This is a genomic window from Actinoallomurus purpureus, from assembly GCF_024055795.1.
GTDB classification, from domain to species: Bacteria; Actinomycetota; Actinomycetes; order Streptosporangiales; family Streptosporangiaceae; genus Actinoallomurus; species Actinoallomurus purpureus.
Map to the genome: position 1 here is coordinate 109,868 of NZ_JAMXMY010000019.1, position 15,208 is coordinate 125,075.

At 71.1% G+C, this 15,208-nt stretch carries 12 protein-coding genes; 6 read left to right on the top strand and 6 right to left on the bottom strand.

Features of this window, described 5'->3' with window-relative positions; translation table 11 throughout:
* The first annotated feature begins 22 nt into the window (after positions 1-22).
* Positions 23-508 carry a carboxymuconolactone decarboxylase family protein gene (locus NE236_RS30445; RefSeq protein WP_252845636.1) on the top strand — a complete coding sequence of 162 codons (486 nt, stop codon included), beginning with the start codon at positions 23-25 and terminating at the stop codon, positions 506-508.
* Between the two features lie 58 nt (positions 509-566).
* Here the strand turns inward: NE236_RS30445 and NE236_RS30450 are convergent, their stop codons facing one another.
* The 3 genes from NE236_RS30450 to NE236_RS30460 form a co-directional block, all read right to left on the bottom strand.
* Positions 567-797: a hypothetical protein gene (locus NE236_RS30450; protein ID WP_252845637.1), complete on the bottom strand. Its 231-nt coding sequence runs from the start codon at positions 795-797 to the stop codon at positions 567-569.
* Positions 798-830: 33 nt separating this feature from the next.
* Positions 831-1,634 carry a pentapeptide repeat-containing protein gene (locus tag NE236_RS30455; RefSeq protein WP_252845638.1) on the bottom strand — a complete coding sequence of 268 codons (804 nt, stop codon included), beginning with the start codon at positions 1,632-1,634 and terminating at the stop codon, positions 831-833.
* Positions 1,635-1,994: 360 nt separating this feature from the next.
* Complete coding sequence (locus NE236_RS30460; protein ID WP_252845639.1) at positions 1,995-2,480, bottom strand: ATP-binding protein; 486 nt, start codon at positions 2,478-2,480, stop codon at positions 1,995-1,997.
* A gap of 108 nt (positions 2,481-2,588) precedes the next feature.
* Here NE236_RS30460 and NE236_RS30465 point away from each other — a divergent pair, with 108 nt between their 5' ends.
* Positions 2,589-3,407 (top strand): helix-turn-helix domain-containing protein, encoded by an 819-nt coding sequence (locus NE236_RS30465; protein WP_252845640.1) that lies wholly within the window; start codon positions 2,589-2,591, stop codon positions 3,405-3,407.
* On the top strand, positions 3,398-3,502 hold the full coding sequence (locus NE236_RS30470) for a DUF397 domain-containing protein (RefSeq protein ID WP_252845641.1): 105 nt from the start codon (positions 3,398-3,400) through the stop codon (positions 3,500-3,502). Before NE236_RS30465 ends, NE236_RS30470 begins: the two co-directional genes overlap by 10 nt.
* 151 nt (positions 3,503-3,653) lie before the next feature.
* Here the strand turns inward: NE236_RS30470 and NE236_RS30475 are convergent, their stop codons facing one another.
* Complete coding sequence (locus NE236_RS30475; RefSeq protein WP_252845719.1) at positions 3,654-4,439, bottom strand: helix-turn-helix domain-containing protein; 786 nt, start codon at positions 4,437-4,439, stop codon at positions 3,654-3,656.
* Positions 4,440-4,699: 260 nt separating this feature from the next.
* Between NE236_RS30475 and NE236_RS30480 the strand changes: the two genes are divergently transcribed.
* Genes NE236_RS30480 through NE236_RS30490 form a run of 3 tightly spaced genes read left to right on the top strand, consistent with a single transcriptional unit; the run spans position 4,700 to position 7,124 of the window.
* On the top strand, positions 4,700-5,365 hold the full coding sequence (locus tag NE236_RS30480) for a DUF4097 family beta strand repeat-containing protein (protein ID WP_252845642.1): 666 nt from the start codon (positions 4,700-4,702) through the stop codon (positions 5,363-5,365).
* 26 nt (positions 5,366-5,391) lie between these two features.
* On the top strand, positions 5,392-6,354 hold the full coding sequence (locus NE236_RS30485; protein WP_252845643.1) for an ATP-binding cassette domain-containing protein: 963 nt from the start codon (positions 5,392-5,394) through the stop codon (positions 6,352-6,354).
* Positions 6,351-7,124 carry an ABC transporter permease gene (locus tag NE236_RS30490; protein ID WP_252845644.1) on the top strand — a complete coding sequence of 258 codons (774 nt, stop codon included), beginning with the start codon at positions 6,351-6,353 and terminating at the stop codon, positions 7,122-7,124. The genes NE236_RS30485 and NE236_RS30490 overlap by 4 nt, the downstream gene beginning before the upstream one ends.
* A gap of 98 nt (positions 7,125-7,222) precedes the next feature.
* On the opposite strand, the gene ccrA is transcribed toward NE236_RS30490, so the two are convergent.
* Together ccrA and NE236_RS30500 are read right to left on the bottom strand one after the other, a co-directional pair.
* Positions 7,223-8,536 (bottom strand): crotonyl-CoA carboxylase/reductase, encoded by a 1,314-nt coding sequence (ccrA, locus tag NE236_RS30495; RefSeq protein ID WP_252845645.1) that lies wholly within the window; start codon positions 8,534-8,536, stop codon positions 7,223-7,225.
* An 8-nt stretch (positions 8,537-8,544) separates the two neighbouring features.
* The gene (locus NE236_RS30500) at positions 8,545-15,141 is read right to left on the bottom strand and encodes an SDR family NAD(P)-dependent oxidoreductase (RefSeq protein ID WP_308209173.1); all 6,597 of its coding nucleotides are present in this window, start codon (positions 15,139-15,141) and stop codon (positions 8,545-8,547) included.
* Positions 15,142-15,208 lie beyond the last annotated feature (67 nt).

Below are 15,208 nucleotides of genomic sequence, written 5' to 3' on the forward strand. Positions count from 1 at the left end.
TTCAACGAGTGAGGACGAAGTCATGGAACCCCGTTTCGACCTGATGGCCAACGAGCTCGGCGCCAAGATCGCCAAGCGGATCTACAATGTCGCCCTGGCGATCGTCCAGTCGCCGCTGCCCCAGACCACCCAGGACCTGGTGATGCTGCGCGCCAGCCAGATCAACGGCTGCGGCTTCTGCGTCGACTACCACACCAAGGATGCCGCGGCCGCCGGCGAAACCGCGGTCCGCGTCAACCTGGTCGCCGCCTGGCGCGAGTCCACCGTGTTCACCGAGGCCGAGCGGGCCGCGCTGGCGCTGGCCGAGGAGGGCACCCGGATCGCCGACGCCCACCAGGGCGTGTCCGACCAGACCTGGGCGCAGGTGCGCGAGCACTACGATGACGACCAGATCGTCGCGCTGGTCTCCCTGGTCGCCATGATCAACGCGAACAACCGACTCAACGTGATCGTGCGCAAGCCCGGGGGGTCCTACCAGCCCGGCATGTTCGCCGACATGGCGAACTGACCAGCAGCCGAATCGCGGCCCGGCCCAGGATCATTCGATCCGGCCGGGCACGCGCACCTCACACAGCGAGGGCCATGCGCGGATCAACGGCCCGCTGCTCTTGGCCGACCAGTGGATGCGGGTTCCCGCAGGCAGGCTGCAGCTGCTCGATATCGGCATCGGTTAGCGGCTGCCAGTCTCCGTACGGGACGATCGCGCCGTCGTCGTAGCCCGGATCGCCGCGCGTCAGCCGCACCGCGGCGAAAGCGCAGCGGCGGCGGATGCCGTCGGGTCTTCGAATACCAGGCATGGGCCCATGGCGGTCCTCCCAGCGGCGAGCGGATCAGAACTCGTCGACGTCCTCGCCGTAGGTGACGTCCAGGTCTGCGGCGAGCGCTTCAGCGAGCTGCTGTGTCTGCGGCCGGTCGATGATGACCTGCCTGAGCGAGCCGACGCCGCGCAGCCTCGACAGGTCGTTGCCGCGCAGATCCAGGTCGCGGTACTGGCCGCCCGAGAACTCGGCCCCCGTCAGGTCGCAGCCGTCGAACAGGACGGCGCTGAAGTCGACGGAGGCGAACTCGGTCTCCCGCAGGGAGCACTTGGACAAGATCACCGGGCCGGTGGCTCGCACATGCGTGAAGGTCGCGTAGTCCAGTCGGCAGTTCTCCAGCAGGACGTTGTCCAGGGTGAGGTCTGTGAGGGCCGCGCCCATCAGCTTGCAGCCGGTGAAGACCACACGGGAGACCTTGCTGTCCGTCCAGCGTAGATCCGAAAGGTCACAGCCGGAGAAGGTCACCGAATCGACGCGCAGCTCCTCGAACCGGGTGCGTTGGGCTACAGCCTCGGTGATGCGGCCGCCCAGCAGGTGAACGCCGGTCAGTGCGAGCTCCCGCAGCTGCACGTCGGCATAGGTGAAGTCCGCGATGCGGTCCTGGCGGGGGTCCAGCGAGGCGACGACGGACAGGTCGTCCTCGTGCAAGGCGGGCAGGGTGACGCTCGTACGGCGGATCGTGCGGGTCTCCATCACAGTGCCTTCCACGGCCGGTGCCAGTTGCCCGCGGCGGACGCACAGCCAGCGACGCCGGTCCATCTCCCCCAGCCGGCTTCCACTCCGCCCGGCAGCCTGCCCGTCTGCGTGGGTATCCAACTCACCACGGTACGACGTGGCGGTTCGCCAGGTGTACGAAAGGCTCGCTAATGGCGCACCCATAGGATGCAAGAGCTAACGAATCACCACACGCGGTGGACGTTAGCCGAGCGTTCCGCGCAGCGGATTCGGCCGATCGCGGTAGCATCGGTGATTGATCTCGTGAGCGGCCTCCAACCTGTGGTGCTTACGGACGGCACCCGTTGATCAGACCCGCAATGCGCGGGTGTGGGCGCTTCACGCCATAATCCAACCGATGTCCACGATTTCCTTTCTTTCTCGGAGAGTCTGGAGAGGCACCCCACCTGGGCGCGGATTTTCGAAGGTGTGAGCAACGGAAGCCTACCCAAGCGGGGGAGTTCAAGGACCGAACCGAGCCCAGACGACCTTCCCCCTATGCGGGGACGACTGCCAGCCGAGTCGTCCGTTCGTCAGCTCCCGGACCAGGAACAGTCCACGGCCGGTCTCGCCGGCCTTCTCCGGATCGATGATTCGCGGCATCGTCGCGTTGTCAGGGTCCCAGACCCCGACCTCCATTACCGGATGCGCTGGACAGGCGACCCACACGTTGATCAGGGCCCCCGGGTACTGACGGGCCGCGTTCGTGGCCAGTTCGGTCAGGATCAGCCGCCCAAGATCCCGCAGGTCCGCTAGACCCCACGTTTCGACGGCTTGGTCAACCAGGTTTCGGACCAAGTAGACGTTTTCCGGGCAAGCGTGCATTTCGAGTGTGAACCGGTCCGGGGGTGTCCATTCATCTACCTGTAGAGCCGTCATAACCGTGCCTCTTCTTTCGCTGGAGACCTCACCGTCGGCTGTGGATTGCGGACTGGTCCCATCGTCCACGAACGTGGATACTTACGGTGACCACTAGCGACTCAGTGGCACCGCGATGGCGTGCCGGGATTTGGCCGGTGGTTGAGCAGTGGTCGCTAGTGGTTATTCGCAACCTCGATGACGTACGGAGTGGTCGTGGCAGTGAAAAGGCACCATCGACCTCATCCCCTTCGGGCATTCGGAAATGAGGTCAGGCGATACCGGGAGCGAGCCGACATATCCCAGGCCCAGCTCGCGGACAAGATCCACATCAGCAGCTCACACATCGGCAAGATCGAGCGCGGTGAAACACGGTGTGACCGCTCACTGGCCGTGGCAATGGACGAGGTGCTCGACACCAGAGAGGCCCTGCCGTCCCTCTGGGACGAACTGGTGAAGGACGCGGCCTTCCCTACGTGGTTCGACTGGCCAGAGGTCGAGGCGAACCCGGACACGATCGTCCTGGAGTCCTACGAGAACTGCGTTGTGTACGGACTCCTACAAACCGCCGACTACGCCGGGGCCCTGCTTCGTGGAGACGAGGTGACCGTCTCGGCTCGCATGAGTCGGCAAGAGATCCTCACTCTGGAGGACCCGCCTCCACCGCGGCTATGTGTACTCCTCGCCGAGAACGTTCTGACGAATGAGGTCGGGGACAAGAAGATCATGCGTGAGCAGCTAGAACACCTACTCATGATGTCCTCGGACAGGATTCAGATCCACGTCGTACCGAACCCGATGCCCACGACTGGAACGGATGGCTCGTTCTCCATCGCTACTCTGGCTGATCGCAGCGAGCTCGCGTTCGTTGAGACCGCCGCTCGCGGGTTCACCCTCAGCGAGCGGGAGGATATACAGACGGTCTCGGAGAAGTTCGCGGACATCAGGGCCCGCGCCTTGCCGCTGGACTTGTCGAGAGACTTCATCCGCAGGGTCATGGAGGAGCGATGGGCCTAAACAGCGTCGACTGGCGCAAGAGCAGCCGTAGCGGTGGCGGCGGCGGCAACTGCGTCGAACTGGCCGTCATCCAGAAGGGTTCCAGCCAGGGGTAGTCCGGCCTCGGCCGGCCAGGCGGGCCCCTCTCACCGAAGTGCGGGGGGCTTCGCCATGTATTACCCGGCAAAAGGCCTGTTCGTGCTGGCTATGACTATGGCAGTCGTGGTGTGGGTGGTGCTCCGGCCCCGCCGCCCGGCCGGCTTCGTCTCATGCTGGGGCCGTCGGGACGGCTGTCTCTCCGTGATCTGAACTCGGCTTGGCGGTGCCGGCTGAGGTCGCTTCGGTGGCGGTGTAAAGGACCTCGCGGGCCTGCTCCGCGGCGCGGATGAGGCTCTCGCCGACGAAGTCGAGGAAGCGGGCGGCGTTCTCCAGGCGGGCGGCGGCCGGGGTTCCGGGACCGAGGATGCCGACGCCCTGCCGCGCGGCCTCGACGAACTCGTCGTTGGATCGGGCGCTGCGGATCATCGACTGGTACCAGAGGTCGTCGTCGACGACGTAGCGCTCGCGGCGGCGTTCGTCGCGTTCCCGGCGGACGAGGCTCTGGCTCTCGAGGAACGTGATCGCTTTGGAGATGGACGCCGGGCTGACCTGGAGGCGCTGGACGAGTTCGGACGCGGTGAGGCTGCCGGAGTCAGTGGTGTAGAGGCAGGCCAGCACCCGGGCCATCATCTTGTTGGACAGGCCCGATTGCATGAAGACGGTGGTGAGGGTCTCCTCGTACTCACGCACAACCTCGGCGTCGCGTCCGTTGAGCTGCGGAGTCGCCTCCGGCCCCCGCGGCGCGGCCTGCCTGCGCCGGTGGGTGCGCTGCTGGGTGGCGCGGTGGGCCAGGTCGGCGCGGTAGCCGGTGGGGCCGCCGTTCCGCATCACCTCACGCGTGATCGTGGAGGTCGGACGATCGAGGCGTCGGGCGATCTCGGCGTAGGGGAGGCTGTCGGCCAGCCCCACCGCGATCTGCTGGCGTTCGGACTGGGTGAGCCTGCCTCCCGGCATCACGACCCCCTTCATGCGCCACGGGGGCTCCATGGCGCTCCTCGGTGTTCCTTGACGCCTCCACCATAGCGTTCATCTTCAATACATTGCAACGGTCGACCACTCCATCGTTGCGTTAAACGAGAGACCGTTGCAATGATTATTGCACTCCCACCTGCATAGATGCTGCTCCTAAGCAAAGATCTTGTTGTGTAGATCTGGAAAGCAACGTAGCGTTTCCATTGTTCGAAACAACGAGCCGCAAGCGCAAGGAGAGCACGATGCAGAAGTTCGACACCCCCGCCCCGATCTCCGCCGTCCTGGACATCCCCGCCGGACGCGTCACCTTCATCGCCGCCGACCGGGCCGACACCACGGTCGAGGTCCTGCCCGCGAACGCCGCAAAGAGCCGCGACGTGAAGGCGGCGGAGCAGACCACGGTCGAATACGCCGACGGCGTCCTGCGGATCGAGGCTGCGGCGGCGAAGAACCAGTACTTCGGCCCGTCGGGATCCATCGAGGTGACAGTCAAGCTGCCCGCCGGTTCCCGGGTCGAGGCCCAGGCCGCCAGCACCGAACTCCGGGCCGTCGGCCGCCTCGGCGACGTCGCCTTCGAAGGCGCGTACCGCCAGATCAAGATCGACGAGGCCGCGAGCGTCCGCCTCACCGCGACCGACGGCGACGTCGAGGTCGGCCGGCTGGGCGGCCCCGCGGAGATCAGCACCCAAAGGGGCGACATCCGGATCGCCGAGGCCACGGGCGGCAAGGTCGTGCTCCGCACCCAGTCCGGCGACATCTCGGTCGGCGCCGCCGCCGGCGTCTCGGCCGCCCTGGACGCCGGCACCTCCTACGGCCGCGTCACCAACGCCCTCAAGAACGATGGCGCCGCCGAACTCGACATCCACGCCACCACCTCCCACGGCGACATCGCCGCCCGCAGCCTCTGACCCGCAGCCTCCAAAGGAGCACCATCATGACCAACCTGGCCATCGCGGCGAACGGGCTGCGCAAGTCCTACCGCGACAAGGACGGCGACAAGGTCGTCCTGGACGGCATCGACCTGGCCGTCCCCGAAGGAACGATCTTCTCCCTGCTCGGCCCGAACGGCGCCGGCAAGACCACCACCGTGCAGATCCTGTCCACGCTGATCCGCGCTGACGGCGGCCAGGTTCAGGTCGCGGGATACGACCTGAACCGTCAGGCCGACGATGTGCGCGGCGCGATCGGGGTGACCGGGCAGTACTCGGCGGTCGACAAGCTGCTGACCGGCGAGGAGAACCTGCTGCTCATGGCCGACCTGAAGCACTTGCCGAAGCGCGAGGGCAAGCAGAAGGCCAAGGAGCTGCTTGAGCAGTTCGACCTGGTCGACGCGGCCGGCAAGCCCGCCGCCACCTACTCCGGCGGCATGCAGCGCCGGCTCGACCTGGCGATGACCCTGGTCGGCGACCCGCGCCTGATCTTCCTGGACGAGCCCACCACCGGCCTCGACCCGCGCAGCCGCCGCGCCATGTGGGGCATCGTCCGCGACCTCGTCAAGAACGGCGTCACCATCTTCCTGACCACGCAGTACCTGGAGGAGGCCGACGAGCTCGCCGACCGCATCGCCCTCCTCGACCACGGGCGGCTGATCGCCGAAGGCACCGCCGAGGAGCTCAAGCGACTCATCCCCGGCGGCCACGTCCTGCTGAAGTTCGCCGACCCGAGCCGTCTCGACGCGGCCCGGCCGATCCTCGGCGTCGGCACCCCCGACCACGACGCGCTCACCCTGCAGGTGCCCAGCGATGGCAGCGTCCGCGCGATCCGCGAGCTGCTCACCCTCCTGGACGAACGCTCGATCGACGTCGCCGAGATGAGCGTCCACACCCCCGACCTCGACGACGTCTTCCTCACCCTCACCGGCCAGCAGACCGACCAGAACAAGGAGGCCCTCCGATGAGCGCCCTCACCCTCGCCACGCGCGACTCCTCCACCATGGTCCGGCGCCAGCTCAAGCGCCTGCTCCGCTACCCGTCCATGACCGTGCAGCTCATCATCACGCCCGTCATCATCCTGCTGCTGTTCGTCTACGTCTTCGGCGGCACCCTCGGCACCGGCCTCGGCGGCGGCCGCCACACCTACATCAACTACGTCGTCCCCGGCATCCTGCTCATGGCGGCCGCCACGGCCGCGACCGGAACCGCCGTCATGGTCGCCACCGACATGACCGAAGGCATCATCGCCCGCTTCCGCACCATGCGGATCTCCCGCGCCTCCGTCCTCACCGGCCACGTCGTCGCCAGCGTCATCCAGCAGCTCCTCGGCATGGCCGTCGTCATCGGCATCGCCCTGGCCATCGGCTTCCGCCCCAACGCGACCCCCGTCGAATGGCTGGCCGCCGCCGGCCTGCTCACCCTGTTCGTCGTGGCCATCACCTGGCTCGCGGTCGCCCTCGGCCTGAAGTCCCCCACCCCCGAGGCCGCCAGCAACGCCCCGATGCCCCTGGTCTTCCTGCCCTTCCTCGGCAGCGGCTTCGTCCCCACCGACTCCATGCCCACCGTCCTGCGCTGGTTCGCCGAATACCAGCCCTTCACCCCGATCATGCAAACCGTCCGCGGCCTCCTCCTCGGCACCCCGATCGGCGACAACGCCGCCATCGCCACCGCCTGGTGCACCGGCATCGCCGCCGTCTCCTACCTCTGGGCCAAGAAGACCTACAACAAGGCCTGACCATGAGCCGGCCGAACAGGGCCGTCAGACCAACAGGTCTGACGGCCCTGAGCCTTTTCACCGCGGGCCCTGCGCGGTTTCGCGCGCGGCGGGGCGGGTCAGCGGCGGTAGAGCGTCAGCTTGTCCTCGCCGACGCGCTCGCGCATCGCCGGGTCCTCGACGCCGAGGCCCTCCTTCTCCGCGCCGACGAGCAGGCCGACCTTGCCGACATGCTGGTTGGTCTGCACCGCGCGGGTCGCCTCGGCGGCCTCGTCCAGGGTGTAGACCATGGACAGCGTCGGGTGGATCATGCCGAGGCCGATCAGGCGGTTGGTCTCGACGGCCTCGTGGTAGTTGAAGCCGTGGCTGCCGACGATGCTCTTGATGTTCATCCACAGGAACCGGTTGTCGTACTCGTGCCGGTAGCCCGTCGACGAGCCGCAGGTGACGATCTTGCCGGCGCGCCGGGTGACGTACACCGACGCCCCGAACGTCTCCGCGCCGAGGTACTCGAAGACGATGTGCGGGTCCTCGCCCGTGAGGGCACGGATGCGCTCGCCGAGCCGCCGCCACGCCTTCGGGCTGCGCAGCCCCTCCTCCCCCACCTCCAGCTCGGTGCGGTTGATGACGTGCTCGCAGCCCTGCCGCCGGACCAGGTCGGCCTTCTCCTCGGAGCTGACCACCGCGACCGGGATGCCGCCGCCGTTCTTGACGATCTGCACGGCGTACGAGCCGAGGCCGCCCGTGCCGCCCCAGACCAGGACGACGTCGCCCTGCCTCATCCGGGCACCGTGCGCGCCGACCAGCATGCGGTACGCCGTGGCCGCGCAGAGCGTGTTGGCCGCCGCCTCCTCCCACGTGAGGTGCGCGGGCTTGCGGATGAGCTGGCTGGCCTTGACGACAGTGAACTCGCCGAACGCGCCGAAGTTGTTCTCGAATCCCCAGGCGAGGCCGCCGCTGGCCACGGCGTCCTCCTGGCTCGCCGGCAGCTGGTCGTCGATCACGCCGGCGTGGATGACGACCCGGTCGCCGACCGCGAAGTTGCGCACGCCGTCGCCGACGCGGACGACGATGCCTGCGGCGTCCGAGCCGAGCACGTGGAACGGCCGGTCGTGCCGGGCCCCCCACGGGCCCGTACGGCCGAGCTTCTCCAGGAACGCGAACGTCGGGATCGGCTCGAAGGTCGCCGACCAGACCGTGTTGTAGTTGATCGCCGCGGCCATCACCGCGACGACGGCCTCGTCCGGTGCCGGTTCGGGCATCTCGACCTCACCGACGTGGATCGAGCGCCGGACGTCCTTGTCCGTCTCACCGTCGAAGATGCCCACCTCGTCCTTGAGCGTGTGCGCGGCGCGGAACCGCGTCGGCAGCTCGCAGGCGAGCAGGTCGGCCGGCCCGGCGCCCGCACGGACCGCTTCGAGTAGATCGGACATGAAACCTCCTAGATCAGCAGCGCGCCCAGATGTCCGGCGAGGGCGTGCACGGCGGGCGGGTCGAGCAGGTTGAGGTGGTGCGCGCCCCGGATCGGGACGACCTCCAGGCGCGGGCACAGATCGCCGAAGCCGTTGGTCTCGTCGAGCTCGTAGCGGGCGTCCCGTACGGTCCACGGCGTCGGCTCGGTCGCCCGGTACAGGACCACGCGCCCGTCGTACGGTTCGGGCCGGTACGCCTCCAGGGACCGCGTGTCCTCGTGCGAGGTGAGCTGGTGGTGCAGGATCGCGGGCGGCAGCGTCTCCATGAGCGGCGCGGCGCGCTCCATCACCAGGGCGAGCTGCGCGTCCTCGTCGAGTGGGCGCAGTTCCTCGACGTCGAGCACGATGCCCAGGTCGTACGTCTCGTTGAGGTAGGCCACGAAGTCGGCGTACCGGCGGGCGGCGGCCTCCGCCGTGTCGTCGACGCGCCGGGGGATCCCCGCGTCGATCAGGGCGAGGAGCTCGACGTCGCCGAGGATCCGGGCGGTCTCGTAGGCCACCACGCCGCCGAACGACCAGCCGCCGAGCCGGTACGGGCCCTCGGGCTGCGCCTCCCGGATCAGCGCGGCGTAGCGCGCGGCGCGCTCCTCGACGCTCGGCGCGTCCGCGAACCGCTCCAGCCCGAAGAACGGGCCGCCGACGAGTGTGGCCAGCTGCTGGTAGACGCCGGTCGTCCCGCCCGCCGGATGAGCGCAGAAGAACGGCCGGCCGCGCGTCGCCGGGCTGAGCGGCCGGACGATGCGGCGCGCGGCCTCCTCCTCGCCCTTACGGATGACCGAGGCGAGGTGCTCGACGGTCGGGTGGGCGAACAGTTCCGCGTCGTCGATCGGGCGGCCGAGCTCCAGTTCGAGGATCTCCAGGACGGTACGAGCCTGGTCCTCGCGCCCGCCAAGAGCGAAGAAGTCGTCGGTGGCCGAGACGCCGTCGACGCCGAGGACGCGTTCGAAGACGCCCGCGACGAGTCGCTCGGAGGCGTCCCGGGCATCGACGAACACCCGTCCGCGCGCCTCCGGGGCGAACCGGCGCCCCGGAGCCTCCGACCCAGGGCCCGCCTCCACCGCGATACGGCGACCCGTGGCCTCCGACGCAGGGCGGCCCGCCTCCGCGGCGATACGGCGGACCTCCGAGGAGGGGCGGCCTCGCGCGCCCGAGGCGGGTCGCGGCTCGGATGCCGGGTCGGCGAGGGCCAGTTCGGTGAGCACCCAGGCGGTCAGCACCTCGACGCTGCCGCCCTGCAGCAGCACCGTGGGGGGCACGGTCAGCTCGAAGTCGTATTCCAGCGCGCTCTTGATGCGGACCGCCACGAGGGAGTCCAGGCCCAGGTCGGTCAGGGCCTGCGCCGGATCCGGGCTGAACCCGAGAACGGTGGAGACCCGCTCGGCGATCCGCTCGCGGACCATCGCGCGGGCGGCGGCGGGCTCGGCGGCGCGCAGCGCCTCCGCTCCGGGCCAGTCGTCCGCGGTCTCCGGGAGCGCGCTCACCAGCGCGGAGAAGTACGGCATCCGGCCGAGCTCGGGGAACGCGGCGACGGCCTGCTCCGGGTCGAAGCGCAGCACCCCGGTGGCCGCCCGGTCGTGGGCGAGCAGCGCCTCGAACGCGTCCGCGCCCTCCTCGGGGGTGATCGGGTCGATGCCGCTCGCGGGGCCGCCGCTCAGGTTCGCCGCGCCGCCGACCTGGGACCAGGTGCCCCAGTTGATCGTGAAGGCGGGCACGCCCCGCTCCCGGAGCGCGCCGGTGAAGGCGTCGACCGCGGCGTTCGCGGCGGCGTACGCGCCCTGGCCCGGCGAGCCGAGCAGGGCGGCGGCCGAGGAGTACACGACCCACCAGTCGAGGTCGCGCCCTCGCACTGCCTCGTACAGCCGATGCGCGCCGTCGACCTTCGGCGACCAGACCCGGTGCAGGTCGGCGGGCTCGATGTCGGTGAAGATCCGGTCGGCGAGCCCGCCGGCGGCGTGCACGACGCCGCGCAGCCGGTCCCCGGCGGCGGCGACCATCCGCTCGGCGACACCGGGCGCGGCGACGTCGCCGAGGACGACGTCGACCTCGACGCCGCTCTCGCGCAGCTCGCTGATCGCCTTCTCCGCCTCGGGCGGCGGTCCGCCGCGGCCGGACAGCACGATCCGTCCGGCGCCGCGCTCGGCCAGCAGCCGGGCGGTGACCAGGCCCAGGCCGCCGTAGCCGCCGCTGATCACGTACGCGGCCCCGCGCCGTACGACCGGGCGCGGGCGCCCGTCGCCGAGGCGTGCCCCGGCCAGCCGGGCGACGTACCGTACTCCGCCGCGCCAGGCGATCTCGGTGTCGGCGGGGCGGGCGTGCAGCTCGGCGGCGATCAGGGCGGCGGCCGGTCCACCGAGGTCGAGGTCGAGGTGGGTGGCGCGCAGGGCCGGCGTCTCGAACCCGAGCACCCGGACCATCGCACCGGCGAACGCCTGCCCCGGCCCGCCCTCGCCCGCTCCGGTCGGGCGGAGCGCACCCCGCGTGACCAGCCACAGGCGCGGCGTCGCCGACCCGCTCGTCAGGCCCCGGACCAGGCCGGAGACGGTGAGCACGAGCCGCTCGTCGGCCAGGTCGGCGGGCAGCAGAACCACGACGTGCGCCGGGGTGCTCGCGGTCACCAGGTCCCCGGCCCACCGCTCGGCGGCGGTCCAGTCGTCGATCTCGTGGACCGCGGGCAGTCGCCCGGCCAGTGGGTCGCCGGGTGCGGCCAGCACGACCGCGTCCGCGAACGGGTCGCCGTCGGCCGCCGGAGACGCCTCCGGACGCGCCGGGCCGGCGTCTCCGCCCGCAGGCGGACCCGATCGCCCCGTGCGTGCGGGCGCCGGGGCCTCGGCCGGTTCCCAGACGATCTCGGCCAGCTTCGTGCTCAGCGGCACCGGCAGTTCGGTGCGCTCGTGGGAGCGCATCCGGATGTCCGTGGCCTCGAGCAGGGTCCGTCCCGCCTCGCCGACCAGGCGCAGGTCTGCGGTGTGACCGTCGTCCGCCGGGCTGAGGCGGATCAGGCAGCGGCCTCCGTGCCGCGTCGGCCCGTGCACCCGCACGGCGCCGATCGACTCCGGCAACCAGACGGTCCGCGCCGGGTCCCCGGCGATCAGGTCGGCGACGGCGGCCAGGCACCGGCCGAACACCCCGGGATGGAGCCGGAAGTGACGGTTGCCCTCCTCGGCCGGTTCGATGGCGACCTCGGCGTCCGCGCCGGTGCCGTCGGCCGGATGGGCGCCGCCGGTCCAGACCGTGGCGGACGCCACCGGGGTCCAGGTGCCGGCGGCGGTGCGCGCGTGCATCTCGACGGTCGCCTCGTCGTCACCGGCCAGGGTGACGGAGGTGGTGACGGTCGTGTGCTCCTCCAGCGGCAGGAACCGGTCCAGGCGCAGCCCGGAGACGGTGACGTCCGGTCCGAGGAGCTCCGCGCCGGCGGCCAGCGCGATCTCGGCGTAGGCGGCGGCGGGCAGAAGGGGCTGCCCGAACGGCCGGTCCGCCCACGGGGACGCCGCCGCCCCGACGTCGGCGCTCCAGACGTGCCGGTCCTCGCCGGGCAGCTCGACGTGCGCGCCGAGCAGCGGATGGAGCCCGGCCGGGCCGCGCGGTGCCGCCGCGATCCAGTGGTGCCGGTGCTCCCACGCCGGGGCGGGCACGTCGACGACGCGTCCCGGCGGCGTGGGCGCGGGCAGGTACCCGTGGACGGTCAGCGTGGCCAGGGCCTCGTGGAAGGTGACGGTGTCGTCGGCCTGCGGCGGCTCGCCCTGACCGGAGCGCCGGGGCGGGCGGCGCAGCGTCGGGACGACGAGCGCGCCCTCGGCGGTCTCGCCGATCGCCTGTGCGAGCAGAGGATGGGCGTTGACCTCGACGAACGCCGTGAACCCGTCCTCGGCGGCGGCGGCGACCGCGTCGGCGAGGCGTACGGTGCGGCGCGCGTTGGCGGCCCAGTAGTCGCCGTCGAAGGCCGGGGCCTCGCGCGGGTCCTCCAGCACGGTGGAGTAGAAGGGCACGTCGGCGGGGCCGCCGCGGACCTGCGCGAGTTCGGCGCGGAGCGGGTCGAGGATGGGGTCGACGGCGGGCGAGTGGCCGGCGCCCTCCGCCTGGACGAGGCGGGCGAGCAGGCCGTCGTCGCCGGCCCGGGCCGCCACGCGGGCGAGCTCCTCGGCGTCCCCGGTGAGGACGGTCTGCCCGAGTGAGGACCGGACCGCCACGTGCACGTCGGCGCCGCTCCGCACGTAGCCGAGGGCGTCGTCTGCGCCGCAGCCCAGGACGAGCATCGCGCCGCCGCCCGCCTCGGCGAGGCCGTCGAGCAGGCGCGCCCGGGTGGTGATGACCTGGACGCCGTCGGCGAGGGACAGCGCGCCGGCGGTGACGGCCGCGGCCACCTCGCCCATCGAGTGGCCGATCACCGCGCCGGGTTCGGCGCCGTACGAGCGCAGCAGTGCGGCCAGCCCGACCTGCAGACCGAAGAGAGTGGTCATCGTGCGGTACACGCCCGTGACCCGCTCGCCGCTCTCCAGGACGTCCCACAGCGAGAACCCCGCCTGCGCGGCGAACGGCCCGTCGAGCGCGTCGACGGCGGCGGCGAACGCCGGTTCCTCGGACAGGAGGCGCCGGCCCATGCCGGGCCGCTGCGCGCCGTACCCGGAGAACACCCAGACCGGCGGGGCGTCCCGGCCGATCGTGACGCCGGTGATGCGGGGCGCGCGGAGGGCCTCGGCGAGCGCCGCGCGGTCGCGGCCGACGACGGCGGCGGCCGCCCGGCCGCGCCCGAAACGGCGGCTCAGCGTGCGGGCGACGTCCGGCAGCGCCGTGTCGGGCGCGGCCTCCAGCCAGTCGGCGAGGTCGGCGGCGTACGGCCCGATCCGGCCGGCCTCGACGTCAGAGAGCAGAAGGGTGTGGACGGCCGGCCCTCGGCGGCGGCGCGGCCGTTCCTCCTCGGCGGGCGCCTGTTCGAGGACGACGTGCGCGTTCGTGCCGCCGAAGCCGAACCCCGAGATCCCGGCGAGGGCGGGACGGCCGGTCTCGGGCCAGGGCGTCTCCTCGGCGGCCACGGCCAGCCCGAGCCCGGGGAAGTCGATGTGCGGGTTCGGCTCGCGGTAGTGGAGGCTCGGCGGGATCCGCCGGTGGGCCAGCGCGAGGACGACCTTGATCAGCCCGGCGACGCCGGCGGCGGCCTCCAGGTGCCCGAGGTTGGACTTGACCGACCCGATCAGGACGGGCCGGCCGTCCGCGTCCGGCCCGCCCAGGGCGGTGCCGAGGGACCGGCGGTCCCCATCCGGCCCGCCGAGGGCGGTGCCGAGAGCGGTGCCGAGGGCGCGGGCCTCGATCGGGTCGCCGAGGAGGGTGCCGGTGCCGTGCGCCTCCACGTAGTCGGGCCTGCGGAGACCGGTGTACGCCGAGCGGACGACCGCGACCTGGGCCTCGGCGTTCGGCGCGACCAGGCCGTTGGAGCGGCCGTCGGAGTTGACCGCCGAGCCGCGGATCACCGCCAGCACGCGGTCACCGTCGCGCCGCGCGTCCGACAGCCGCTTGAGGACGATGGCACCACAGCCCTCGGCGCGGACCATGCCGTCCCCGGACGCGTCGAAGGGCTTGCAGCGGCCGTCCGAAGCGGTGGCGCCGCCCAGGTCGAACGTCTTGGTGATCAGCGGCGACAGCAGGACGTTGACGCCGCCGGCGACGGCCAGGTCGCTCTCGCCCTCACGCAGGGACCGTACGGCCAGGTGCGTCGCCACGAGCGACGACGAGCAGGCCGTGTCCACGATCATCGAGGGGCCGCGAAGGTCGAGGAGGTAGGACAGCCGGTTCGCGACGATGCTCAGCGCGGCGCCGGTGGCGGTCCAGGGCCGCAGCGGCGCGGTCCCGGTGACGTAGCCGTACTCGGGGGCGGAGACGCCCACGAACACGCCGGTGCGGCTGCCGCGCAGGCTCGGGGGCGCGACGCCGGCGTGCTGGAACGCCTCCCACGCGACCTCGAGCATGAGCCGCTGCTGCGGGTCCATGACCTCGGCCTCGTCGGGCGTGATGCCGAAGAACCGGGAGTCGAAACCGGCGATGTCGTCGAGGAACCCGCCGAGGCGGGTGACGTCCTCGAGCGTGCCGTCGTCGAAGGCGTCCCACCGGCCGTCGGGGACCTCGCGGACGGCGTCACCGCGGTCCAGGAGAAAACGCCAGTACGCCTCGGGCCCGAACACGCCGCCGGGAAAACGGCAGCCGATTCCGATCACCGCAATAGGTTCGGTGGAATCCACCGTGGCCGATTCCGGCCGATTCACAAAATCACCGTCCGGAGCGGAGAATTCACCGTGGGCGATGGCGTCGACGAGCCGGGCGATGGTCGGGTGCTCGTATACGAGGGTGGCGGGCAGTCGCATGCCGACGAGGCGTTCGAGCTCGCCGGCGATCGCGACCGCATCGCGCGAAGTCAGGCCGAATTCATCCAGCGGCCGGTCAGGGGCGACCTCGGCGGGGGGCATCCGGCAGCGGCTCGCCACGGCGTCGATGAGAAAGCGGCGAATCGCCGGCTTTCCGGGTCGGCGAGGGCCGGCTTCGCCGGGCTCGGTAGCCGCCATTTGTGCTACCCCCATTACACACGGTCACATGGGAAAAGAAGGCAGAAGAAGTGAACACAGTGTCTTATCCGGCATGAGTCTC